We start from the raw sequence: 26,068 nt of genomic DNA, 5'->3' as shown, positions 1-26,068 counted from the left end.
CAGCATGCGCGGTTTCGTTTCACTTATTATATTAGCGTCTGCACTGATGGTAACGACTGTTTACTCTCAAGACAGTACCCAATTAAGAGGGCCTAAAGGCGCAGATTACGGCGCGCAGGGTCGCTCTATTGGGCCAATAAAACCAACCGATACACTTTGGCGTATTGCCGTTAAAGTTCGCCCAGATAACTCAGTCAGCATTTATCAAGTTATGCAGGCCTTGTATAACAAAAACCCCAACTCATTTTTAGAACAAAACTTAAATCACATGCAAAGTGGTTCGTATTTAAAAATACCTACTTTGGCAGAAATTAGACGAGTAAACCCGCAATTAGCTAAGCAACGTTCTGAGCAAGACGATGAACTGTGGGAAAAAAAGAAAAATGGCACACTCACTCAAGCAGAGATCAATTCAGCACAAACACAAGTAACCCAAGCCCGCAAAGCAGACGTTGATGAAGCCAAAAAAGAATTACAACAAGAATTAAAAGCGATTAAAACAGATCAAGGTAATAAATTAGTTGAGCTTCAGCAGCAGTTTAAAAGTTCGGTTAGTAACGTAGAAGAGATTTTAGTTGAAAACAACAACCTTAAAAAACAGCTGACAGGTATTTCAAACGAGTTAGAAAACGTTCGTTTACAACTAGGCCAAGATAGTGAAATTCAACAACAGTTAAAAGAATTAATCGTTAAGCAAAACGAGATCATTGCACAGCAAAAATTAAAAGATACAGAGCAAGAGAATGAATTTAGCTTTGCTGCATTACTCTCGAACCCTTTGGTACTCATTTTATTAATGACCATTCCAGCGTTGTTGATTATTTTTGCTGTAGTTATGTGGCTGCGTAAGCGTGGTAATAACCAAGAGCCTGAGAGTAACGATGATGAATTTATACCACAAGCGCCTGCTTATACTGACCCTCTAGATGAAATGCCAGAACCCACGCTTGACGAAGCGCCTGCTCCCGATCCACTTGATGATTTAAGTGTGCAGTTAGATGAGAACATGGATGACGTATTACTTGATGATGATGTGGAGTTTAATGATGATCTCGATGATGACAGTTTATTAGATCAAGATGAGTTAGAAAGCTTACTTAATGATGATGTTGTTTTTGAAGATGAAAATACTGAGGGCGATGAACTTGATGTTTTCATGCAACAAGATTTTGATAGCCCTGATGAAGATGACATGGGCGATACAATTAATCTTGACGAATCGGATGATATTTTAAGTGCGGATGATTTAGATAGCCTGTTTGATGAAGAAGATGACGATTCATTACCAGATGAACCCCAAGGTGAATCGAATGATGATATGGCTGCACTCAGTGAAGAGCTCGCCGAAGAGGGCGAAGACTTCGACATTGATGATTTACTCGATGAAAATAATGAGCAGGCAACTGACACATCAGCAGACGATGACGAATTTGATATTGACGATTTACTCGATGCAGAGCAACCCGCTACTGCACAGAGTGAAGAAACCGATATTGACAGCTTAGTTGATGAAGATGACGAATTTGATATTGACGATTTACTCGATGCAGAGCAACCCGCTACTGCACAGAGTGAAGAAACCGATATTGACAGCTTAGTTGATGAAGATGACGAATTTGATATTGACGATTTACTCGATTCAGAGCAACCCGCTGCTGCAGAGAGTGAAGACGCGGATATTGACAGCTTAGTTGAAGAAGATGACGAGATTGACATTGATGACTTGCTTGATGCAGAGCAACCCGCTGCTGCAGAGAGTGAAGACGCGGATATTGACAGCTTAGTCGATGAAGATGACGAAGTTAATATTGACGATTTACTTGATGCAGAACAATCGGCTACTGAGTCTCAAAGTGAAGAGCCAGATATCGACAGCCTAGTTGATGAAGACGAAGTAGATATTGACGATGTACTGGATGCGGAGCAACCTGAAAGTGATGTTCATGATTCTGAAATAGATCATGCATTGGCGGACTCAATTGAAGATTTAGCTGACGCGCAAGAAGAGTTAAATAGTGAAGATGTAGAATCTATCGCTTCATCTTTTGCTGAGCCAGAAGTAGAGCCAGAGCCAGGCGTTGAAGCTGAGCCGGAGCTTGAAGCAGAGCCTGAACTTGAAGCAGAGCCTGAGCTTGAAGCAGAGCCTGAACTTGAAGTAGAACCAGAGCTTGAAGCAGAGCCTGAACTTGAAGTAGAACCAGAGCTTGAAGTAGAGCCTGAGCTTGAAGTAGAGCCTGAGCTTGAAGTAGAACCAGAACTTGAAGCTGAGCCAGAAGTTGCAGCTGAGCCGGAGCTTGAAGAAGAACCTGAACTTGAAGTAGAACCTGAACTTGAAGCAGAGCCTGAACTTGAAGTAGAACCAGAGCTTGAAGCAGAGCCTGAGTTTGACGTTGGATCTGAAGGTGATTTCACCGATACATCTTCTACATTACTCGATCAAGAGGATGCCTTAGATGAATTTAACGATGAAAACCTTGAAAGTATTGATGATCTGTTAAGTGAGTTAGAACAACCTACCGACGACTATGTAGAAACACCAGATTGGTCAGTTGATGGTGTAGATGATGAACTTAAAGCAGAATCTGAACTTGAAGTAGAAGCTGAGCCAGAAATTGAAGCTGAGACAGAACTTGAAGCAGAGCCAGAACTTGAAGTTGAGCCTGAACTTGAAGTAGAACCTGAGCTTGAAGCAGAGCCTGAACTTGAAGTAGAACCAGAGCTTGAAGTTGAGCCTGAGCTTGAAGAAGAGCCTGAACTTGAAGTAGAGCCTGAACTCGAAGTAGAGCCAGAACTTGAAGCAGAGCCTGAACTTGAAGCAGAGCCTGAGCTTGAAGCAGAGCCTGAGCTTGAAGCAGAACCAGAGCCTGAGCTTGAAGCAGAACCAGAACTTGAAACTGACCCTGAGCTTGAAGTAGAACCAGAGCTTGAACAAGATCCTGAGTTTGACGTTGAATCAGAAGATGACTTTACCGATACGTCTTCAACCTTACTCGACCCAGAAGATGCGCTTGACGAGTACGACGGTGAAAACTTTAAAAGCGTTGATGATCTTTTAAGTGAACTTGAGCAAACAAGCGATGCAGATGAACACGTTCCTGATTGGTCACTCGACGATTTAAACGATGAGCTTGATGAAGATGAAATTGATTTAGGTGATGATCCGCTTGCTGGTGATATCCAAAACAATGATTTATCGACAGATGACGATGAGCTATACGAGCCAGAAATAGTTACACCGAGTGAAGAGCTTGAAGAATATCCTGAGCTAGAGCTTGATGATGAGTTGCCTTTATCTGATGAAGAGCATCAATCACTAACACCAGAAGAGCTACAAGGTGATAATTTAGACGGTGATGCAACGGGTATGTCACCAAGTCAAGCAGAGCAAGATCTCGCTAATGCACTATCCGCAGGTAATGATCTCGATAGCTTAGAAGACGATTTTGATGATGAATTATTACTAGACAATGAGTTTTCAGAGCCTGAAAAGCTGACTGAACAAATTACAGATGAGCAAAGCGTTAGGACAGACGATGAGTTTGATGATGAACAACTTGATGCTTTAGCTGAATCATCAGAGTTTACTGACGAGCAAACGAACGCTGACCGTGAAGCTGATTTAACGCAAAGCCCAGTATCGCCAGAATCAGACATGATTTCAGATGATGAGCTTGACGATGAGTTCATGGCTGATTTAACACAAACTGATTTTGATGCCTTGCTCAATGAACTGGCAGAACCTGAAAATGTTGATTTGAGTGACAGCAGTGAGTTTGATGTTGATTTTAATAGCTTACTAAGTGAAGACTTAGCTGACGAAAGCGCATCCTCGTTGCAAGAGCCTATTGAGCAACCTGAGGTTACTGAGCCATTAGCGCAGGATGACTTTGTTGATATTGATGCATTGTTAGAGCAAAGCGATGAAGCTGATTTAGATCACGAACCTTACACAGACGTCGATATGGATGTTGGTTTAGGTGAGTATGATTCACTTCTGGCTGGTGATAACCCTATGGATGTTGATACCCAAAGCGGGGGGTACTCAGCTAAGCTTGATCTTGCACATGCCTATATTGAGATTGATGATGCAGACTCAGCAGTTAAAATCCTGGATGAGATCATTAATAATGGCCCGGATGATGTGCAAGAAGAAGCGCAAAGCTTAAAGGCTAAACTTAAAAATTAATAACCAAGCTCCTGTAAGGTATGGTTGATATGAAAACCCGTTATTAGTGATGCTAATAGCGGGTTTTTTGTATTGCATAGTTAGGAACCTTAGTTCGCTGCTTTTATTGGGACGCCATATAGCATAAAATGCAGCGTCGATTAGCACAGTAGGTAAAGCAGTAATTATGCGAGTAGCACTTGGAGTAGAATACAATGGCGCACGTTACAGTGGTTGGCAGCGTCAATCACACGTAAATAGTGTACAACAAGAAGTAGAAAAAGCGTTGTCGCGCATTTGTAATCATCCAGTTGAAATTGTATGTGCAGGGCGTACCGATGCCGGTGTACATGGCACTGGACAAGTAGTGCATTTTGATACACATGCTGAGCGTGAAATGGTGGCCTTTACATTAGGTATGAACACCTTATTACCCAAAGATATTGCTATTCGTTTTGCACAACCTGTGGCGGAAGACTTTCATGCCCGCTTTAGTGCAACTGCTCGTCGTTATCGTTATGTTATTTACAATTATGCGTTTCGTGGTGCGGTATTAAATGAAGGTGTTACACATTTTCATCACCCACTAGATGAAGTGAAAATGCAGCAGGCGTGTCAATATTTACTAGGTGAGCATGACTTTACCTCGTTTAGAGCGCTGCACTGCCAAGCTAATACGGCAACGCGAACGATTCATCATTTATCGGTACAGCGCCAAGGTGCTTATGTCATTATTGATATTAAAGCCAATGCGTTTTTACACCATATGGTACGTAATATTACGGGTTGTTTAATGGATATTGGCTTACATAAACATGAACCAATTTGGTTAAAAGAGCTGCTAGATGTTAAAGAGCGAGCTAAAGCGAGCGCTACAGCAAAAGCAGCAGGTTTATATTTAGTGGATGTTGATTATCCAGATCATTTTAATATCCCTAGAACGCCGCTAGGACCATTGTTTTTAGCCGACAGTGATATTTGATAAGTAACGAGATGTGTATATTTTGAGGCTAAATTTATACGCTGTTATTCGTATTGCTAACTACTAAGACCAGTTTTTTATACCGTGACAGCGTAATTCATGTTTTAATTGGAAAAATTTGTTTGCATGGTTAACATGTAGACTCGCGACACAGAACAGCATTAAGAGAGTTGCAAATGAGTTGGCTAGAAAAAATCTTACCAAAAACGACTAAATCTTCAGGTCGTAAAGAAATTCCAGAAGGTGTATGGGCTAAATGTACGTCATGTGATTCAATTTTATATAAAGCAGAATTAGAAAAATCACTGAACGTATGCCCTAAATGCGATCATCATATGCGTGTTAGTGGTCGTAAACGTCTTGAACAGTTTTTAGATGAAGGCGATCGTCACGAGTTAGGTGCCCAACACGAACCTAAAGATGTGCTTAAATTTAGAGACTCAAAAAAATACTCAGATCGTATCAATGCAGCTCAAAAGTCAAGCGGTGAAAAAGACGCGCTTGTCGCAATGAAAGGGAACCTAAAAGGCATTCCGGTTGCTGCTGTTGCATTTGAATTCTCATTTATGGGTGGCTCAATGGCATCGGTAGTGGGTGCTCGTTTTGTTGACGCGGTTGACCAATGTTTAGAGCATAATATGCCGCTGATTTGTTTTTCTGCATCGGGCGGTGCTCGTATGCAAGAAGCCCTTATGTCACTTATGCAAATGGCTAAAACCAGTGCGGCACTGGCTAAAATGACTGAAAAAGGCCTACCGTTTATTTCTGTAATGACAGATCCAACAATGGGTGGTGTATCAGCATCATTGGCAATGCTTGGTGATATTAATGTTGCAGAGCCTAAAGCTTTGATTGGTTTTGCCGGTCCGCGTGTTATTGAACAAACTGTTCGCGAAACGCTACCAGAGGGTTTCCAACGCAGTGAATTCTTGTTAGAACATGGCGCAATCGACATGATTATAGACCGTCGAGAAATGCGCGATACGCTAGCACGTATCTTAGCAAAATTTATGAACTTGCCTTCTACGGAACAAGAGCATAGAGTAGCGTAAATTTCAGCTTTACTGATTACATGCTATGACAAAAACAATTCCTAGCCAATCATCAAGCCTTGATGATTGGCTTTGTTATTTAGAGAGTGTTCACCCTGCTAATATAGAAATGGGTTTAGAACGCGTTGCTCGTGTTGCTAACAACATTGGGCTTTTAACCTCCTCAAGTAAAATCATTCTTATTGCAGGCACCAATGGCAAAGGCACAACAGCACGTTGTTTAGAGTCACTGTTATTAGCCCAAGGTTATCGTGTTGGTACGTATGCTTCTCCGCATTTAATTCGTTACAATGAGCGCGTACGCGTTGATGGCGCAGAGCTTGACGATCAATACCATGTCGATGCGTTTAATTTATTAGAACAAGGTCGTGGTGACACCCCACTGACATATTTTGAATATGGCACCTTAGGCGCGTTAGCAATATTCAAGCGTTTAGAGGTTGATTACGTGCTGTTAGAGGTAGGTTTAGGCGGGCGTTTTGACGCGACCAATATTGTTACCCCCTATGCCAGCATCATCACCACCATCGACTTAGATCATAAAGAATACTTAGGTGACACGCGTGAATTAGTTGCTTATGACAAAGCGGGTATTTTTCGAGAGAGTACTCCTGCAATTATTGGGGACTTAAATATTCCACATACAATGACCGATTATGGTAAAGAAATTAACGCTAATATGGTGTTATCTGGCAGCGACTTTATTTTTAAAGAGCACGCGCAGAGTTTTAGTTGGCAATTTAAAGAGCATAATCTTGAGTTACCTAAACCAGCAATCCCATGTCAAAATGTAGCCACGGCATTAACCGCTCTATCGGTATTAAACTTATTACCGAGCGATGAGGTGATTACTCAGTGTTTAGCGAGCTTAGTCGTTGAGGGACGTTTTCAACAACTAAGTGCAGAGCCATTAGTGTATACCGATGTAGCACATAACCCTGAATCAGCTCGCTATTTAGCGACTAAATTAGCAAGCTATAAAGATAAAGGCTTTAAAATTCATGCATTAGCCGCTATGCTTGCTGATAAAGATAAGGCCGGTGTGCTTAAAGAAGTTAGTGATGTAGTAGATGAATGGTCGTTTGCGAGCTTAGAGGGCCCACGCGGCGATAGCGCTGCTAATTTAAATCAGGCACTTCTAAGCATTCCTAATAGTAATTTTAAACAGGGTTATAATAGCGTAGAGGCAGCATTGGATGCTATCTTGCCAAACCAGTCAAGTAACACACTATTAATTGTATTTGGTTCATTTTTTACCGTGGCTGGCGCTATTCATTACTTTAAAAAATAGAGAGGATGTCGGTGAACTCAGGTTTTATTAATCGCTTAGTCGGAACAAGTATTGTGGTGATCGCAGCAATTGTGTTTATTCCCAATATACTCGATGGTGAAAAAGTGCACTACAAAGAAGGCTTTAAAGCGATTCCAGAACGCTCTGAGTTCAAGACCATTGATTTGCAAGAATCAATCGATCAAAAAGTGGCAAATGCACAGCCTTTAAAAGAGGATGAAGTTGAAGATATTCAGCCTGATGATGCCGCATTTGAACAGCAAAACAGTGCTGCTCAAACAGACATTACCGACCAGCCTGCAATGGTTGAAGCGGTAATACCTGATACAAACCAAAGCAGTACGGCTGCAATTCAAGAACCTACGCGCCCAGCTAACGAAAACTTAACTAGCATGGCGTATGTTATTCAGTTAGGTAGTTTTTCACATGCAGCCAATGTAAAAGCGCTGCAAGCTAAGCTCAAGGCTAAAGGGTTTAAAACTTTTACTAAACCAGTTAAAACGCCAAATGGGACGTTAACGAAAGTTTTTGTCGGACCATCACTGAATAAACAAGAACTGCAATCTCAACTTCCTGCACTTAAAGAGTTAACCAAACTCAACGGTAAAGTCACCCAATTTGAAGTGACCAAATAAATTCAATAAAAGGAAGTGTGTTTATCGCGAGATATTACACACTTACCTTGTCTTATTTTATACGTTTAAATAGACCTTTATCGCATTTTTAGCTCGCTACCTTTACTTATCAATGCCCACACAAAAATAGCAAAATAGATGCGCTATAAACAAAATGTTTGTTGTTTTTATAACGGTGAGACTGCGCTATTTTTAATCTAAAAATGGTGCGTGTTTACTCACCTGTAATCTCACGCTTAAACTTGCATCACAAGGAGGTTTAGGTATAGAATGCGCCCAAAATTAGCGACTAATTGGTTCTTATGATCTGGGTTGATTACGCCATTCTTGGCATTATTGCACTCTCTACCATCATCGGTTTAATACGCGGCTTTGTTAAAGAAGCTATGTCATTAGCGGTATGGGCAGGGGCTTTCATCATCTCCAGCTTATTTTATCAATATTTAGCTTCCTTCCTAACATCCATTTCTGAACCCCTTTTAAGAAATGCGGCGGCCATTGCCATATTATTCTTTGCGACGCTATTGTTAGGCGGTTTACTAAACTATATTTTAGGTGAGCTTGTACAGCGAACCGGATTATCCGGCACAGACCGTGTTTTTGGTGTGGTGTTTGGTGCTCTTCGAGGCGTGTTGGTCGTGAGCGCGTTACTCTTCTTTCTTGATGCTTTTACTGGTGCGCCAAGTACGCATTGGTGGGGCAACTCTATTTTGATTCCAGAATTTGGCTTTGTAGTTGAATGGTTCTTTTCGTACCTAGAAAACAACTCGAGCTTTTTAAATTCAGTAAACCGTTAATCGGCGAGGATAAATTACATGTGTGGTATCGTTGGAATAGTCGGAACATCGCCAGTTAATCAGGCGATTTATGATGGCTTAACCGTTTTGCAACACCGTGGCCAAGATGCTGCGGGTATCATAACTATTGAGAACAATACATTTAGCTTGCGCAAAGCAAATGGCCTAGTGAAAGATGTATTTCACACTCGTCATATGAAACGTTTGCAAGGCAATATTGGCATTGGCCATGTGCGTTACCCAACAGCGGGTTCTTCAAGTTCGTCAGAGGCTCAGCCGTTTTATGTAAACTCTCCATTTGGTATAGCGCTTGCGCATAATGGTAACTTAACCAATGCCGAGTCGTTAAAAGAGCAGTTATTTTCAGAGGCACGTCGCCATGTTAATACGACCTCTGATTCTGAAATTTTACTTAACATCATGGCGCATGAGCTAAGTAAATCAGACAAACTAAAATTAGACCCTGAAGATATTTTCACCGCGGTTACTGAAGTTAACAATAAAGTAAGTGGCGGTTATGCCACTATCGCCATGATTATTGGTCATGGTATTGTGGCGTTTCGCGATCCAAACGGTATTCGTCCATTGGTGTTTGGTAAACGTGAATCAGCAAACGGCACTGAATACATGTTTGCCTCAGAAAGCGTAGCATTAAAGCCTGACGGTTTTGAATTTGTTCGTGACGTTGCCCCAGGCGAAGCTATTTATGTCACTGAAAATGGAGAGTTTCACTCTTTAAGCTGTGCAGATAAAGTGTCTTACTCACCGTGTATTTTTGAATTTGTTTATTTTGCACGACCGGATTCAACCATTGACCGCATGTCAGTGTATGCAGCGCGTGTAAATATGGGGACTAAGTTAGGTGAAAAAGTAGCGCGTGAATGGGCGGACAAAGACATTGATGTGGTTATTCCTATTCCTGAAACCTCGTGTGATATTGCATTAGAAATGGCACGCGTGCTTGACTTACCGTATCGCCAAGGCTTTGTTAAAAATCGTTATATTGGTCGTACGTTTATTATGCCTGGCCAAGAGCTTCGTAAAAAATCAGTTCGCCAAAAACTTAATGCGATAGACCGTGAGTTTAAAGGTAAAAATGTCCTACTTGTTGATGACTCAATTGTACGTGGTACCACCTCGGCACAAATTGTAGAGATGGCACGCGAGTCAGGCGCTAAAAATGTTTACTTTGCATCAGCAGCACCTGAAATACGCTTTCCAAATGTATACGGTATAGATATGCCATCTGCGGCAGAACTTATTGCACACGGCCGTGAAGTAGAAGATATTAACCAAAGCATTAGCTCTGATGGTTTAATCTTTCAATCGTTAAGCGATTTAATTGCTGCCGTTAGCCAAGAAAACCCAGAGATCACTAAGTTTGAAACATCAGTGTTTGACGGACAATACATTACTGGCGACATTGATCAAGATTACTTAAACCGTATAGATAAGCTGCGCAACGATTCAGCTAAAAGCATCCGTGAAAACGCAATGTCATCTGGTTTAGAAATACATAATCAAGATGAAAACGAATCTGATTAATAATGTAATGTTAGCCTGATAGTATTTTAAGGCTAATAAAAAAAGGAGCTTAACAGCTCCTTTTTTGCGTCTATAGAAAAGGAATATTTAAGTAAACATGGGGCTGATAATACCGTTGGTCCATAGCATAGCGGTAAGTGCTAATATAATAACCAGTAAAATTAATCCACAGGTAACAACAGAGCTTGCATAAATAAAGCCGCGCTCTTGCGGAATGTGCATCAAAATTGGCACGCCGGTGTACAGTAAATAAACTGAGTAGGCGAGTGCAACTAATCCAACACACACCACAAACCACAGCTCAGGCCAAAAAGCGGCCAATGCCGACATAAACACCGGTGTAGCGGTATAAGCTGCCAGCTCAATTGTTTGGGTAAAAGTCGGTTTAGCACCAAAAGTAACCGCCATCCAATGGGCTAAATAGGCCAGTGCAAATACACCGCCAATTAAAGCGACATACATGGCTGCGCCAATCATCAGTGCGCTTTCATGGGTTAAAAATACTGGATTACCTGTACCTATACTCCAGCCTAAGTAAACCGATGAGTAGTACCCCATTGCAGAGGGAAATAAAGCGATAAGCAAAATGTGCGATAAGCTATAGGTTAAGCTTTCGTGACGGTTATCAATTGTTTGCCATTCTTCGAGTGGATGGGCGTATAAACCCCATAGGTGATTTAGTATCATTGCGTGCTCTCCATAAAAGGATATATTACTGTTTGGTTATAATTGGTTTGTTTTTATACAGTCCATTTAGTTATGGTTGAGTAAGTATACAAAGTCAAGTTATCCACATGCTTGCAATAAGGACGAGTGTTTATTTTATTCAGAGTAATATTTCATGTTAAAATGCCATAATCGCAATTTTTAGCAATGAGTAGTCAGCGTGCCACATAGCCAGCTTTTAGAGCCAATTAACAATTTTTTATTATGCAGTACTCCCGATGAGTGGGTTGAACAAGCAATCAAAAAAGAAAACTTACCCATCATATTAATTGATCACTTAATATGTGAATTAAAAGCGGCGCAAAGTGCCATGTTTTTAATTCGTAAGTATGCGGTAGATAAAGAGAGCAGTGATGCACTGCTTGAATGGCTTAAACCGTTTGAAACGCTTATTTATAAACGTGAGGGAAATTGGCGTGATTTAGCGGCTAAAAATAAACTCACTAAATCCATTATCCCTAAATCTAACTCGCCTTATGGCCAAGATTTAATTGATAAAATGGTAATGCTGATAAAAGAAGAGCTGCATCATTTCTATCAAGTGCTCGAAATTATGGATGAATACGGTGTTGAATATAAAAGTATAACGCCATGTCGTTATGCCAAAGGCATGCTACGCAATGTTAAAACGTTTGAGCCTAATGCCTTAGTTGATAAGCTTATTGTAGGTGCTTACATAGAAGCTCGCTCGTGTGAACGCTTTGCCAAGCTTGCACCCCATGTAGATAAACGATTAGGTGATTTTTATATTTCATTGCTGCGCTCTGAGGCACGTCATTACCAAGATTATTTAACCCTTGCTCAAGACATTGCTGATTTTGATATTACCGAGCGGGTAAAAGAATTTGCTGAAATAGAAGCACAGTTAATTTTATCTGATGACGAAGACTTTAAGTTTCACAGTGGAACACCGTTAAGTAAAAGTGCTTAGTATACTTGAGTGCTACAAATGGGTTATGTTGTTGTAGCACATACTTTAGTATCAAAATTATTTTTAAATTAGACACTTCCAAAACTCTCTCCTAATATTTAAGCAAGTCGAATTTTGAGTTATCAACGGTCTATATTGCTTTGTAATTCATTTTAATAAAAGGGCCATACCTTATTTATTATTGGGTGAGAATGTATGCAAGATAAAGAGGGATTATTTGTATTTGCAGCTGAAGAAGAACAAGCAGATACAGATCTGAAAACTTGGAAAATATTAACCGTTGAGGATGATCTTGATTATCAAAACGCGTTAGTTAACAGCTTAAAAGAGCTAAAAGCCAAAGATGGTTATAAATACGAGTTGTTAACAGCAAATTCGGTACCAGAGGCGGCTTTGGCGTTGAGCATGCACCCTGATATTGCACTTATTTTTATAGATGTGGTGATGGAGGAGGATGACTCAGGTCTGCGTTTAGTGAATACTATTCGAGAGGTCATCGGTAACGCAGAAATGCGTATTGTGCTCTTAACAGGGCAACCTGGTTTTGCACCAGAGAGCGATATCATGAAAATGCTCGATATCGATGAATACTGGAATAAATCAGACCTATCTGCCGAGAAGCTGCAATCAATTGTTAATAGCAACATGCGCACTTGGGAGTATATCTCACAAATTAGGTCAGCCAAGCAAGGTTTACAGTTGGTGCTTGATGCATCTAGAAGTATTAACGGTAAGCACGATATGGCCTCTTTCTCTTATGCTGTGCTTAAAGAAATTAGCAACATTTTAAAAATAACCGAAGGTGGTGGTATTTTTTGTTCGAGTAATTCAGACCCTAGCTCTGAATGTTTAATACTCTCAACCCATGGTTGCTTTAGTGGCATTAAAGGGCAACCTGTGGGACCTAATCTGCCTGCAGAAATGCTGCAAGACTTTAAACAAGCGATTAGAGAGCGTCGTCATATTTTTTCAAAGCACCACAGTGTGTTTTTTTTCGAAACGCCAGATCAGCAGGGCGCTGATTACATAACTATCGTCAAATCAGACAACCCAATTAGTGAGCAAAACGAATATTTACTTAAAGTATTTAGTGAAAATGTGAGCACAGGATTTGCTAATATTTCGTTATTAAATCGCTTAACCGAGCTTGCTTATACCGATGTGTCACTTAACTTGCAAAACCGTAACTGGCTAACCCGTGAAATAAAGAACATGAATGCGCAGGAGCGGCTAAAAACGCGATTGGTCATTTTTGATATTTATCAGTTTGACGAAAAAGCATTCACCTTTGGTCATGAATTTTGTAATAAATTAATGAAGTTAGTTTACCAGAGTATTGTTGATAGCTTTACTAGGTATGACCCCCGCATAGCATTGATTAGTAACAAAGCGTTTGGCATGTTAGTGAGCGTTGACTTTGATATCTCAAATGCAGTTAGTTACTTTCAAAATAAACAAAAATTCGAAATTGAACAAGTTAAGCAATACATTGATGTCCGTATTTTAGAATTAAAATTAAATGTAGCTTTAAACTTAACACCTGAAAAAGTAATCAGCCTTGCAGAGTCGAGCCTGAACTCTTCGCAGCTAAACCAAACTAAGTATATTCAGCATACCGAGGAAAAAACAGATCAAATTACTCGTCGTTATGAACTGATGGCTGAGCTCAGAACGGCTATAGGTAATAAAAGTTTACAGGTGGCGTTACAACCCAAAATCAGCTTATCAACCTTGAAACCAGCAGGTTTTGAAGCGCTCGCTAGGTGGCAAAGAGCTGATGGCAGCTTTGTACGCCCTGATGAATTTATAGAGTTAGCTGAAACAGCCGGATTAATTAATGAACTAGACCATGTGATTTTCGAAAAAATACTAGAGACTATTAATCAACTTAAAGAGCAAGGCTGCAACTTACCCGTTGCATTTAATGCATCCTCTTATGATTTAGTTGAACCTAGTTACTTTGAGCAAATAAAAACTAAAATTGAAGAGTACAACATTCTGCCTTCTATGCTTGAGCTAGAGGTGACAGAAACGCAAGCCATAAGTAACTATAACTTAATTAAAGAAGCACTTGAACGGTTTATCGCCTTAGGTATGAAAGTCAGCATTGATGACTTTGGCACTGGTTACTCGTCGTTAGCTCACATCAATGAAATACCGTCTACGTCGATAAAAATAGATCGCTACTTTGTTAGTGATCTTGAATTTAATGACAACAATCAGTACATGATTAAGATGATATTATCTTTAGCGAATCAGTTTAACTTTTCGGTAATTGCTGAAGGTGTTGAGAATGAATTTGAGGCTCAGTGGTTACATCAGCAGGGGTGCGAAACTGCTCAAGGATACTACTTTTCTAAACCATTATTTTTAAAAGATTTAATTGTGTGGCTAAAACAGTTTGAAGTGAGTAAGAATGAATAGCCTTAACAGCTTGCCGGTCGGCTCAAAAAAAAGTGTGCTGATAAAGTCTTTGTTTAGTTTATTTATTACTTTATTTATTGGCTGGCTTATATACGAACAAACATATCAAGAAAAAATAAACACCATAAAAGCTAAGCAAGATGAAAAGTTAGTCCTTATCAGTGGAGATTTTTCTAAAGAGCTCAGTAGTATTAAAAAGCTTACGCGTATCCTGGCCCAAGGGCCGATTTTAAAAAGCGACACACCAAACAAGCCTTTACAATCAAAGCAAAGAAGAGATGAAATAAATAACTATTTTTTAAATTTTGCTGCTATCTCTACTAATATCGCGCAAATTCGCTGGCTAGATACACAAGGCCAAGAGCAATACCGCATTAACGCAGCCAATGGTATTGGCGAAATTGTATCGCCTGATGAGTTGCAAAATAAGCAAACTCGTTACTACTTTCAAAAAGGGATGCAGGTCAGTGCGCCTGACATTTTTGCCACAGAAATAGATTTAAATATCGAACGCAACCAAATTGTAATTCCTCATCAACCAACAATCCGTGTAACCTATCGTACGGATAAAGAAAATTACCTATTAGATGGTTTGCTAGTGGTAAACTTTAACTTAGATTATTTGTTTGATCAGATTAAAAGTTACAACCAAGAGAGCACTTTAATTAGCATTTTAAACCACGATGGCTTTTGGTTATTAAATACTGATGCTGAATTAGAGTGGGGGTTTATGTATGGTAAAAATGAGCAAACACTCGCTTTAAAAAAACCAGAGCTTTGGCAGCAAATTATTGATGGCAATGTAGAATATGGTTCGCACTTTTTTAACCATAGTCTTTATACCTACCGCCGTTTTTCTATTTTTTCGTTGCGCGAGAACAAAGGTAGAATTAGCAATGCTGACAAAGAATTAATTATTCTTATAAGTAGCCCCAATGAATTGTTAATAACTGTACGAAATGCGGCCTTACGGTTAGCGTTAATTTGCAGTGGATTACTATGTTTAATTAGCTTTGGTTTTATTTATCGTGAGTATAAGTTTCAAAATCAGCTATTAGCCCTGACACATAAATTACATATTGAAAAGATAGAACTAGATATCGTTAACCGTGAGCTTGATGCCACAATTAAGCAGCAGCAGCAACTGCAAGAAGGGTTAATTGAAGCGCAAAAACTATCCTCATTAGGGTTGCTCGTGGCAGGTGTTGCTCATGAAATGAATACGCCTATCGGTGGAGCCGTTATTTCTGTTTCAAATGCAGATATGGCATTGAATAAATTAAATGAAGCGATGAAACAGGGGCTGACTAAATCAACGTTAGAAAGTACTACAACAAGTATTGGAGAGAACCTAGCGCTGGCTAAAATTAATTTAAATAAAACCGCCGTATTAGTAAAAAGTTTTAAAAAAATGGCGATTGATCGCCATAATGATGAATTTATAGCATGTGATATTGAAAAAATTATTGAAGAGCTATTATTGTCATTAAACTCCAGGTTAAAAAACTCGCCAATAAAAGTGAAAACTATTTTTTTACTTAATAAACAGGTAATTAGCTTGCCAGGTATTATTTCTCAGGTGGTCGAAAACTTAGTGGTTAATGCGCTAAACCATGCTTTTGATGAAAAGCAGGAGGGGGTAATAGAAATAAAAGTCGAACAAGCGACTAATAATAGGGTGAGGCTGAGCGTGTCAGATAATGGCAAAGGTGTTGATGGTGAGATAAAGGCAGATATATTTGAACCCTTTTATACTTCAGCTAGAGGTAAAGGTAACACGGGTTTAGGTTTATATATGGTTTATCAATGGGTAACCCAGATTTTAAAAGGGGACATCAAACTTCATTCAGAACCACAAAGCGATACCTATTTTAAAACGCAATTTATTATTACTTTACCTGACTTAAAAGCAAAGTCTCATTACGATTAGTCAATAAAGGCTAAAAACCCTACAAGGGGGTCGAAACTAACTCTTGAGAATCAGGGGTAATCACTAAATACGAACCTTGAGTATACCAATCGCCCAATACTGTGCGAGTAAGCGTTTGGTTATTAACTTCATAGGTATGTACATCAGGGCGGTGAGTATGGCCGTGGATCATATTAGCCACGTTATGTTTGGCGAAGGTTTCGAGTACTGCGCTTTGCACCACATCCAGTATTTCTATAGGTTTGTCTGCTTGGCTAAGTTTACTTTTTTCACGTGCATCACGCGCTATTTTTTTACGATACCACAATGGCATAGCAAGCATAAGTTTAGGCCACCACCAACCACGGCTCTTTCGACGAAACTTTTGGTACTCAACATCCTGGGTACACATTTCATCACCGTGCAAAATGACAGTAGGAGTGCCGTAGAGGTCGATCACTGTTTGCTCATTCAGTAAGGTCATTCCTGCCATATCGGCGTACTGTTCTCGCATGATAAAGTCGCGATTACCGTGTACAAAATAAATAGGAATACCTAAATTATTAACCGCTTTTAGCTGTTCTGCCACTGCCGCTGAGAGTTCGCTAACATAATCGTCACCAACCCACACTTCAAAAAAATCACCTAAAATATATAGGGCGTCTACTTTTTGAGGAGTAATATGGGCGTGTAAAAATTTAAAAAATGCCGCTGTAATATCAGGGCGATTTTCACTCAAATGTAAATCGGCGATAAAGTAGGTTTGGCGAGTCATGGTGATTCCATTTAGATAAAAGCGGGTGAATACCCGCTTTATGTATTCTTTGAAGAATAATGCGGTCTTAGCTGACAGTTACACTTTCAATTACCACATCTTCAAGTGGTACATCTTGGTGGAAGCCATTGCTACCTGTAGCAACACCTTTGATTTTATTTACTACGTCCATGCCTTCTACTACTTCAGCAAACACACAGTAACCCCAGCCCTGTGATGTTTCACTGCTGTGGTTTAAAAAGTCGTTGTTATTTACGTTAATGAAAAATTGCGCTGTAGCTGAGTGTGGATCAGGCGTGCGTGCCATTGCTAATGTACCTACTTTGTTAGATAGGCCGTTGTTCGCTTCATTTTCAATTGGGTCGTTTACTTCTTTTTGTTCCATACCCGGTGCAAAACCACCGCCTTGAACCATAAAACCATCAATTACACGATGAAAAATAGTGCCGTTATAAAAACCTGAGTTTGCATACTCTAAAAAGTTTTTTACTGTATTTGGAGCTTCGCTTTCGTGCATTTTAATGGTGATATCACCAAAATTTGTGTGTAGAACAACCATGAGATTTCCTATAGCTGGTTTGAATATTGACGCTATTTTATCGTAGTTGACCCAGATTAACAAAGAGCTTTGATAAACCGCTAGAGCCCATGCTTAGCAAGTGGTAACATAGCTTTTCTGTTAATCGTGAAGGAAAGCAACTAAATGGTACAAATATACAACACACTGACACGCCAAAAAGAAGAGTTTAAACCTATGGTCGATGGAAAAATCGACATGTATGTGTGTGGTATCACCATTTATGATTACTGTCACATTGGCCATGCACGCACATTTGTGGGTTTTGATGTAATTGTTCGCTACCTTCGCCACTTAGGTTACGATTTAAAGTATGTACGTAATATTACCGATGTTGATGATAAAATTATCAAGCGCGCAAATGAAAACGGTGAGGCGATTAATGACTTAACCGTGCGTATGACTAAAGCCATGCATGAAGACTTTGACAGTTTAAATATGCTACGTCCTGATCTAGAGCCAACCGTAACCGGCCACATGGATGAAATTATTGCTATGGTTGAGCGTTTGATTGCCAAAGGCCACGCTTATGTTGCAGCCGATGGCGACGTTTTATTTGATGTTTCTACCTTTGAGCAATACGGAGCTCTTTCGCAACAAGATTTAACCATGTTGCAATCAGGTTCGCGTGTTGAAGTAGCTCAAGATAAAGACGATCCTCTTGATTTTGTTTTATGGAAAAAAGCCAAAGCAGGGGAGCCGTCGTGGTCATCACCTTGGGGTGAGGGTCGCCCTGGTTGGCACATAGAATGTTCAGCAATGAGCTCTAAGCATTTAGGTGAGCATTTTGATATTCATGGTGGTGGTTCAGACCTACAGTTCCCGCACCACGAAAACGAAATCGCGCAATCATGTTGTGCAAATAATGGCCAGTATGTAAATACTTGGATCCACACCGGTATGGTACAAGTGAACAAAGAGAAGATGTCTAAATCGTTAGATAACTTTTTTACCGTTCGTGAGGTATTAAAACAATATGACGCAGAGTCGGTTCGTTACTTTTTAATATCAGGTCATTACCGCAGTCAGCTCAATTACTCTCAAGAAAACTTAGACCAAGCACGTTCGTCTCTTGAGCGTATTTACACCGCATTACGTGGCGTTGAGCCAGTTGAATGTGAGCTTGAGGGTAATGAGTATGTGGCTAAGTTTAGAAAAGCCATGAATGATGACTTTAATTCGCCAGAAGCATTACCGGTTGTGTTTGAAGTTGCTAAAGAGCTAAATCGTGTAAAAGACAGTGATAGCGAAAAAGCAGGACATTTAGCCTTTATTCTACGTAGCTTAGGTGAAATACTTGGTATTGCTCAACAAGCACCAGAGGCATTTTTACAAGGCGGTCAAAACGACGATGAAGTGGCTGAAATTGAGGCACTGATTGTAAAACGTAATGACGCACGTGCCAGTAAAAATTGGGCTGCAGCAGATGAAGCTCGCGATGCTCTAAATGCGTTAGGTGTAGTACTTGAAGATTCAGCGGGAAAAACAACGTGGCGTAAAGCTTAGGGTTTGTTGAGCTTTGCGGATTTAGCCATAACGCGCTGAACACAAAAAAAGGGTTGCCATAGGGTAACCCTTTTTTGGTTATATCAATTGCATTAGATTGATTATGCTTTTAATAAAATTGATATTGTTGACCTCAATTATAGTTGAGGTTTTAAACTCGCATTCATCAATTTAAAAATGGAAAATTAATGAATATTTTACTTGCCATGATCCCAGCTTTTTTATGGGGAACGACTTATGCGGTAACTAAATACGCAACCCCAGAGTGGCCGCCAATTTTGCTAGGAGCCATACGTGCACTCCCTGCTGGTTTATTATTGTTGTTATTTAAACCTTCTTGGCCAACGGCTAAACAGTGGCCAGGCATTTTTCTAATAGGCGCAATCAATATTGCGTTGTTTTTTAGTTTTATTTTTGTAATGGCGATTAATTTACCTGCTGCGATTGCAGGTGTCGGTATGGTGTCTGTACCGGTAGTGGCATTATTGTATGCCTGGCTTGTTAAACGACAACAGCCAGCGCTAGTGCAAGGATTTTGTGCCCTTGCTTTAGTGGTTTTAGCATGGCGCTTATTTGACCCACAACATATTGCACTTAATTTATTGGGAGTAGTGGCACTGATAGGGGCGCTATTGACTATTGTTATAGGCAGTACGCTGGTAAAAAAAGTGACCGCTAAAGTACACTGGTGGACAGTATTAACGTGGCAATTAATCATTGGTGGCAGTTTGCTAGCGATTGCTGCTGCAATACAGGCTTTTTATTTTGCTCCCCAGCAGTATCAATTTTTAACTGCATCAATAAATACAACCCAATGGCTGGCGCTATTTTGGCTGGTGGTGCCTAACACTGCTTTAGCCTATATTTTGTATGTTTGGTTATTAGGGCGAATGACAGTGGTTGAATTTACTTTTGGCACTATAGCTAACCCAATTGCCGGCATTTTATGTGCAGGGTTATTGATTAACGAACAATATGAAAGTTGGCAGTACGCGATTATGTTATTAATGATCGTGTTTTCGGTATTGCCACAAGGCTTGGCATTAATAAAACGAAGAATGATGATACAAAAAGCCCGCAATTAAGCGGGCTCTTCATTACTTTATTTTTTGTTTATTAGCTGTGATACTTTTCACACGCTTCTAGCGTATTTTCAATTAAGCTAGCAACCGTCATCGGACCCACACCGCCTGGTACAGGGGTAATAAAGTCCGCTTTTTGTTCTGCAACGGCGTACTCTACATCACCCACTAATTTACCGTTGTCTAAACGGTTAATACCTACATCAATAACAATGGCGCCGTCTTTTATCCAATCACCCGGAATAAATTCAGGTTTACCCACTGCTACAACCAGTAAATCTGCACGGCGTACATGCGTTTCTAAATCTTGGGTAAACTTATGACAAACAGTGGTGGTACATCCGGCGAGTAACAGCTCAAGTGACATAGGTCGACCCACAATATTAGAGGCACCAACAACCACAGCATGCATGCCTTTGTAACGTACGCCGGTTGAATCTAGTAAAGTAATAATACCCTTAGGTGTACATGGACGAAGAGCGGGCATACGCTGTGCTAATCGGCCAATATTATAAGGATGAAAACCATCAACGTCTTTGTGTGGAGTAATACGCTCAAGAATTTTTTCTGCATCTAAGCCTTCTGGTAAAGGGAGCTGCACTAAAATACCATCAATTTCACCATCAACATTCAACTCATCAATTAATGCTAATAGCGCTTGCTCTGTGGTGTCTGCTGGTAAGTCGAATGACTTAGAAATAAAACCAACCTCTTCACAGGCTTTACGTTTTGAACCAACGTAAACTTGGCTTGCTGGATCTTGTCCAACAAGTACTACAGCTAATCCTGGGGCTCTAAGGTTTTGTGCAACACGTTCTGAAACTCGTTCAGCCACTGCGCTACGTACTTGTTTTGCTACTGCTTTACCATCAATGATGTTTGCCGTCATGGGTGACCTTTAATTAGGTTAATTAACTTGATACCGATACATTTAAAAAACGAATGCATATATAGGGGTTAAAATGCCGATAAAGAAAACACCTTTATCTTACTCATTTTTTAATATGGCAGCTATTTTCGCAGAAAAGCGGTTAAGCGCCAAGTTGCTTTTAAAGTATAAGCGCTCGAATTATAAAAAAGAGTTTAAATTTTATCCCTGTATCGTAATATTTGACCATTATGAACTAAAAATGAGCAATTGATTTGTTTTCTTAAAAAAACGTTTGACCTAACCCAGTCAAATCACTATTATGCACCCCGTTGTCAACGAGGTCACTCGCAGACAATAGTAAGTATCGGCGATTAGCGCAGTTTGGTAGCGCACTTGGTTTGGGTCCAAGGGGTCGCAGGTTCAAATCCTGCATCGCCGACCATTTTTATGTTTATTCATAACAATTTAACTTACTAGTGAACTATGAAGTTTTCGATGCGCCCATAGCTCAGCTGGATAGAGCAACGCCCTTCTAAGGCGTCGGTCGAAGGTTCGAATCCTTCTGGGTGCGCCATTTTGAAAACACTGTAATGCCGTGGTGATTGTAGCTCAGTTGGTAGAGCCCCGGATTGTGATTCCGGTTGTCGTGGGTTCGAGCCCCATCAGTCACCCCAATTTACAAAAAGAATATCGGCGATTAGCGCAGTTTGGTAGCGCACTTGGTTTGGGTCCAAGGGGTCGCAGGTTCAAATCCTGCATCGCCGACCACTTTCTTATAAGTGGTCTTAAATCCAATATTTAAGTATTCAAGAAAAGTTATATCGGCGATTAGCGCAGTTTGGTAGCGCACTTGGTTTGGGTCCAAGGGGTCGCAGGTTCAAATCCTGCATCGCCGACCATTTTCCCCTAAGTAAAACACATCTAAATTCTACTTTTATTACACAACACCCTTAATTTTTTCTTTATTATCGTATTTTCACTTAATTAGCCTGTTTTTTATTCGCTTAGTCGTTATCTACCCTGATCTACCCCAAATAATTGCCCCCTACACTCGACTATCATAAATATTAGGTTATAATGCCGCGTCTATTTGTTTAATAATATAGTGCCCTAAGGGCAGAGCAGCAATGGTATCTCCTGGTAGCGACGGATTTTTTTAAGCCCCAAAGCTTGAATTTTATCAAGACGCCTATAGATTACTTTGTTTGTAAGGAAGGCGAACAGTCGCCAAAATTGAATATTGAGGTAAATCATGCAAGTTTCTGTTGAGACGACTCAAGGCCTTGAGCGCCGTCTGACCATCACCGTTCCTGCAGAGAACGTTGAGACCGAAGTAAAAAAACGCTTACAACAACTGTCAAAAACGCAGCGTATCGACGGTTTCCGTGCTGGTAAAGTTCCAGTATCAGTAATCAACAAGCGTTTCGGACCAGCTGTTCGTCAAGAAGTTGCTGGCGAAGTAATGCAACGTAATTACATTGAAGCAATTGTTGCTGAAAAAATTAACCCTGCAGGCGCACCTACATTTGCTCCTAAAGCACTTGAAGCAGGTAAAGATTTAGAATTCTCAGCAACATTTGAAGTTTACCCTGAAGTTGAAGTTCAAGGTTTAGAGAAAATTGCTGTTGAAAAACCTGCGGTAGAAGTTACTGACGAAGATTTAGCTAACATGCTAGAAACACTTCGTAAGCAACACGCTTCTTGGGCTGATGTTGATGCAGCGGCTGGCGCAAACGACCGTGTAACGGTTGATTTCGTTGGTACTATCGACGGCGAAGAATTTGAAGGCGGCAAAGCCGAAGACTTCCCATTAGAACTTGGCCAAGGTCGTATGATCCCAGGTTTTGAAGATAACATCGTTGGTAAAAAAGCAGGCGAAGAAGTGGTTGCTGATGTAACTTTCCCTGAAGATTACCATGCTGAAAACTTAAAAGGTAAGGCGGCTCAATTCACTATCACAGTGAAAAAAGTGGAAGCGCAAGAATTACCTGAATTAAGCGATGAGTTTGCAACTAAATTCGGTGTTACCGAAGGCGGCGTAGACGCGCTTAAAGAAGAAGTTAAAAAGAACATGACGCGTGAGCTAGACCAAGCGGTTAAAGCTAACGTTAAAGACCAAGCAATCAAAGGTCTTTTAGAGCAAAACGAAGTTGAAGTGCCTAAAGCATTAATCGACCAAGAAGTTGACGCATTACGTCAGCAAGCTGCTCAACGTTTTGGTGGCAATGGTCAAAACATGCCAGAGCTTCCAGCTGAATTGTTCCACGAACAAGCTGTAACACGTGTTAAAACTGGCCTATTATTAGGTGAAGTGATTAAAGCGAATGACATCAAAGTTGATGACGCTAAAGTTGAAGCATTGATTGCTACTGTAGCTTCTGCATACGAAGATCCAACTGAAGTAGTAGAATACTACAAAGCAAATGATCAACTAATGCAGCAAATGCGTAATGTAGCAATGGAAGAGCAAGCTGTTGAAGCTATTTTAGCTAAAGCAACTGTGACTGATGTTGAAAAAGCATTTGATGACATCATGAATCCACAGCAAGGTGCATAATAAGTCATTGACTTAAGCGCTCGCTAACGATTAAATGGCTCGTGTTACTCTGTTTATGCAGTGTGCCCGGGCCATTTTAGTTTGTGGTTCTTAATTAGCTAAAAATGATCATTATGCTTTTCTTAGAATAAGTATAAGCGCATAAGGAATTAAATAAGTATGAACACTGGTATGACAGATCCCCTAAACGCATTAGTCCCTATGGTTGTTGAGCAAACAGCTAAAGGCGAGCGCTCGTTTGATATTTATTCGAGACTATTAAAAGAGCGTATTATCTTTTTAACGGGCCAAGTTGAAGACAACATGGCAAACCTGATCTTAGCGCAAATGCTATTTTTAGAATCAGAGAACCCAGAAAAAGATATTTTCTTATATATCAATTCACCGGGTGGCTCTGTCACTGCGGGAATGGCTATTTACGATACAATGAACTTCATTAAACCAGACGTAAGCACAATCTGTGTAGGCCAAGCGGCTAGCATGGGCGCATTTTTACTGTCTGGTGGCGCGAAGGGTAAACGTTTTTGTTTACCAAATTCACGCGTGATGATTCACCAACCGTTAGGTGGATTCCAAGGTCAAGCGTCTGACTTTGAAATACACGCAAAAGAAATCCTGTCTATTAAAGACAAGTTAAATCGCTTAATGGCTGAGCATACTGGCCAACCGCTTGACGTTGTTTCACGCGATACAGACCGTGACAATTTTATGAGTGCAAGCCAAGCTGTAGATTACGGTATTGTTGACTCAGTATTTACTAATCGCGGTAGCAAGTAAGTATGCCTGCAAGCAGTGATGCTTGCTAATGAGAGTTACTATGCGAAAAACACTAAATTTTGGTATAGTTAAAGCGTATTAAAATAGCCACCAAGACTTTGGTGGCCAACGTAATAAAATGAGGTAGCTGAATGTCTGACACTCCTACAGACGGCGACAAAAGTAATAAATTGTTATACTGCTCTTTTTGTGGCAAAAGCCAGCATGAAGTTCGAAAGTTAATTGCAGGACCTTCAGTATACGTTTGTGATGAATGTGTAGAGCTGTGTAATGATATTATCAGGGAAGAAATTAAAGACATCGCGCCTAAGCATGATGCCGCTGACAAATTACCTGTGCCAAAAGAAATTCGTAACCACTTAGACGACTACGTTATTGGTCAAGACCATGCGAAGAAAGTATTGTCTGTAGCGGTTTACAATCACTACAAGCGTTTACGCAATCAATCAACTAAACAAGACGTTGAACTAGGTAAAAGTAATATTTTATTAATTGGCCCAACCGGGAGTGGTAAAACATTATTGGCTGAAACGTTAGCTCGTTTACTTGATGTGCCGTTTACTATGGCCGATGCCACCACACTAACCGAAGCCGGTTATGTAGGTGAAGATGTTGAAAACATTATTCAAAAGCTTTTACAAAAATGTGACTACGACGTAGAAAAAGCACAACGTGGTATTGTTTACATTGATGAAATTGACAAAATTTCTCGTAAATCAGATAACCCATCAATCACACGTGATGTATCAGGTGAAGGTGTACAACAAGCCTTACTTAAACTGATTGAAGGTACAGTGGCTTCTGTTCCTCCACAAGGTGGACGTAAACATCCACAGCAAGAGTTCCTGCAAGTAGACACCTCTAAAATACTGTTTATTTGTGGTGGTGCATTTGCTGGTCTTGATAAAGTTATTGAGCAGCGTAGCCATAAAAACACCGGTATTGGTTTTGGTGTTGACGTTAAAGAGTCGGCGGCGAGCCGTTCTCTGAGTGAAACATTTAAAGATGTTGAGCCAGAAGATTTAGTAAAATATGGTTTAATTCCAGAGTTTATTGGTCGTTTACCTGTGGTTGCAACATTGACTGAACTTGATGAAGCCGCGCTGGTACAAATTCTAAGTGAGCCTAAAAACGCCATTACTAAACAGTTTTCAGTATTGTTTGGTATGGAAGATGTTGAGCTTGAGTTTCGTGATGATGCACTGCGTGCTATTGCTCATAAAGCAATGGAACGTAAAACCGGTGCGCGTGGCTTACGTTCAATCGTAGAAGGTGTATTGCTTGATACTATGTATGAGCTGCCTTCAATTGATAACGTTAGCAAAGTGGTTGTTGATGAAACCGTTATTAAAGGCGAGTCTGATCCTATCTTAATTTATGACAGCAGTAATCAAGAACATGCTGCGGCAGATTAAATTCTGAGCGAATCATAAAAAAAGGGAGCCAATGGCTCCTTTTTTTATAAT

The 26,068-nt window shown here is 40.3% G+C and carries 19 protein-coding genes and 5 tRNA genes; 20 read left to right on the top strand and 4 right to left on the bottom strand.

Annotated features, from left to right (window positions below):
* The first annotated feature begins 4 nt into the window (after positions 1–4).
* The 7 genes from PISS_RS10875 (at position 5) to purF (ending at position 10,467) form a co-directional block, all read left to right on the top strand.
* Entirely contained in the window at positions 5–4,186 is a 4,182-nt protein-coding gene (locus tag PISS_RS10875) for a FimV/HubP family polar landmark protein (protein ID WP_096040838.1), read from the top strand.
* Positions 4,187–4,352: 166 nt separating this feature from the next.
* The gene (gene truA / locus PISS_RS10870; RefSeq protein ID WP_016899264.1) at positions 4,353–5,147 is read left to right on the top strand and encodes a tRNA pseudouridine(38-40) synthase TruA; all 795 of its coding nucleotides are present in this window, start codon (positions 4,353–4,355) and stop codon (positions 5,145–5,147) included.
* 176 nt (positions 5,148–5,323) lie between these two features.
* The gene (gene accD / locus PISS_RS10865) at positions 5,324–6,199 is read left to right on the top strand and encodes an acetyl-CoA carboxylase, carboxyltransferase subunit beta (RefSeq protein ID WP_013465465.1); all 876 of its coding nucleotides are present in this window, start codon (positions 5,324–5,326) and stop codon (positions 6,197–6,199) included.
* 25 nt (positions 6,200–6,224) lie between these two features.
* Positions 6,225–7,490 (top strand): bifunctional tetrahydrofolate synthase/dihydrofolate synthase, encoded by a 1,266-nt coding sequence (gene folC / locus PISS_RS10860; RefSeq protein WP_058155058.1) that lies wholly within the window; start codon positions 6,225–6,227, stop codon positions 7,488–7,490.
* 11 nt (positions 7,491–7,501) lie between these two features.
* Positions 7,502–8,125, top strand: coding sequence for an SPOR domain-containing protein (locus PISS_RS10855; RefSeq protein WP_013465463.1), 624 nt, complete (start codon positions 7,502–7,504; stop codon positions 8,123–8,125).
* Between the two features lie 302 nt (positions 8,126–8,427).
* Positions 8,428–8,922, top strand: a complete 495-nt coding sequence (locus tag PISS_RS10850; protein ID WP_024601787.1) for a CvpA family protein — start codon at positions 8,428–8,430, stop codon at positions 8,920–8,922.
* Positions 8,923–8,940: 18 nt separating this feature from the next.
* Entirely contained in the window at positions 8,941–10,467 is a 1,527-nt protein-coding gene (gene purF / locus PISS_RS10845; protein ID WP_013465461.1) for an amidophosphoribosyltransferase, read from the top strand.
* Positions 10,468–10,554: 87 nt separating this feature from the next.
* Here purF and PISS_RS10840 read toward each other — a convergent pair whose 3' ends face one another.
* The gene (locus PISS_RS10840; RefSeq protein ID WP_008111059.1) at positions 10,555–11,154 is read right to left on the bottom strand and encodes a Yip1 family protein; all 600 of its coding nucleotides are present in this window, start codon (positions 11,152–11,154) and stop codon (positions 10,555–10,557) included.
* A gap of 199 nt (positions 11,155–11,353) precedes the next feature.
* Between PISS_RS10840 and miaE the strand changes: the two genes are divergently transcribed.
* The 3 genes from miaE (at position 11,354) to PISS_RS10825 (ending at position 16,478) form a co-directional block, all read left to right on the top strand.
* A complete protein-coding gene (miaE, locus tag PISS_RS10835; RefSeq protein WP_016899267.1) occupies positions 11,354–12,124 on the top strand; it encodes a tRNA isopentenyl-2-thiomethyl-A-37 hydroxylase MiaE in 771 nt (256 codons plus the stop codon).
* Between the two features lie 195 nt (positions 12,125–12,319).
* The gene (locus tag PISS_RS10830) at positions 12,320–14,548 is read left to right on the top strand and encodes an EAL domain-containing response regulator (protein ID WP_058155057.1); all 2,229 of its coding nucleotides are present in this window, start codon (positions 12,320–12,322) and stop codon (positions 14,546–14,548) included.
* A complete protein-coding gene (locus tag PISS_RS10825; protein ID WP_058155055.1) occupies positions 14,541–16,478 on the top strand; it encodes a sensor histidine kinase in 1,938 nt (645 codons plus the stop codon). Before PISS_RS10830 ends, PISS_RS10825 begins: the two co-directional genes overlap by 8 nt.
* Before the next feature lie 19 nt (positions 16,479–16,497).
* On the opposite strand, the gene PISS_RS10820 is transcribed toward PISS_RS10825, so the two are convergent.
* Both PISS_RS10820 and PISS_RS10815 read right to left on the bottom strand, forming a co-directional pair.
* The gene (locus PISS_RS10820) at positions 16,498–17,232 is read right to left on the bottom strand and encodes a UDP-2,3-diacylglucosamine diphosphatase (protein ID WP_024601791.1); all 735 of its coding nucleotides are present in this window, start codon (positions 17,230–17,232) and stop codon (positions 16,498–16,500) included.
* A gap of 67 nt (positions 17,233–17,299) precedes the next feature.
* Positions 17,300–17,791, bottom strand: coding sequence for a peptidylprolyl isomerase (locus PISS_RS10815; protein WP_013465455.1), 492 nt, complete (start codon positions 17,789–17,791; stop codon positions 17,300–17,302).
* Positions 17,792–17,935: 144 nt separating this feature from the next.
* Between PISS_RS10815 and cysS the strand changes: the two genes are divergently transcribed.
* Positions 17,936–19,315 carry a cysteine--tRNA ligase gene (cysS, locus tag PISS_RS10810; protein WP_058155054.1) on the top strand — a complete coding sequence of 460 codons (1,380 nt, stop codon included), beginning with the start codon at positions 17,936–17,938 and terminating at the stop codon, positions 19,313–19,315.
* Positions 19,316–19,503: 188 nt separating this feature from the next.
* Positions 19,504–20,400 (top strand): DMT family transporter, encoded by an 897-nt coding sequence (locus tag PISS_RS10805; protein ID WP_033103999.1) that lies wholly within the window; start codon positions 19,504–19,506, stop codon positions 20,398–20,400.
* Between the two features lie 31 nt (positions 20,401–20,431).
* Here the strand turns inward: PISS_RS10805 and folD are convergent, their stop codons facing one another.
* Positions 20,432–21,286 (bottom strand): bifunctional methylenetetrahydrofolate dehydrogenase/methenyltetrahydrofolate cyclohydrolase FolD, encoded by an 855-nt coding sequence (gene folD / locus PISS_RS10800; RefSeq protein WP_013465452.1) that lies wholly within the window; start codon positions 21,284–21,286, stop codon positions 20,432–20,434.
* Positions 21,287–21,633: 347 nt separating this feature from the next.
* On the opposite strand from folD, the gene PISS_RS10790 reads away from it, so the two are divergent.
* From PISS_RS10790 to clpX, 8 genes are all read left to right on the top strand, one after another.
* A tRNA-Pro gene (locus PISS_RS10790) sits at positions 21,634–21,710 on the top strand.
* 55 nt (positions 21,711–21,765) lie between these two features.
* Positions 21,766–21,842: transfer RNA gene (locus tag PISS_RS10785), tRNA-Arg, on the top strand.
* 24 nt (positions 21,843–21,866) lie between these two features.
* Positions 21,867–21,942: transfer RNA gene (locus tag PISS_RS10780), tRNA-His, on the top strand.
* 17 nt (positions 21,943–21,959) lie between these two features.
* Positions 21,960–22,036, top strand: a tRNA-Pro gene (locus PISS_RS10775).
* Positions 22,037–22,090: 54 nt separating this feature from the next.
* Positions 22,091–22,167: transfer RNA gene (locus PISS_RS10770), tRNA-Pro, on the top strand.
* Positions 22,168–22,520: 353 nt separating this feature from the next.
* Positions 22,521–23,825: a trigger factor gene (tig, locus tag PISS_RS10765; protein WP_058155052.1), complete on the top strand. Its 1,305-nt coding sequence runs from the start codon at positions 22,521–22,523 to the stop codon at positions 23,823–23,825.
* A 159-nt stretch (positions 23,826–23,984) separates the two neighbouring features.
* Positions 23,985–24,602: an ATP-dependent Clp endopeptidase proteolytic subunit ClpP gene (gene clpP, locus PISS_RS10760; RefSeq protein WP_013465450.1), complete on the top strand. Its 618-nt coding sequence runs from the start codon at positions 23,985–23,987 to the stop codon at positions 24,600–24,602.
* Positions 24,603–24,733: 131 nt separating this feature from the next.
* The gene (gene clpX / locus PISS_RS10755; protein WP_013465449.1) at positions 24,734–26,017 is read left to right on the top strand and encodes an ATP-dependent protease ATP-binding subunit ClpX; all 1,284 of its coding nucleotides are present in this window, start codon (positions 24,734–24,736) and stop codon (positions 26,015–26,017) included.
* The last annotated feature ends 51 nt before the right edge of the window (positions 26,018–26,068 follow it).

Origin of the sequence: Pseudoalteromonas issachenkonii (assembly GCF_002310795.1) — a bacterium.
Lineage (GTDB): Bacteria > Pseudomonadota > Gammaproteobacteria > Enterobacterales > Alteromonadaceae > Pseudoalteromonas > Pseudoalteromonas tetraodonis.
This window is presented reverse-complemented; position numbering and strand designations above follow the sequence as displayed.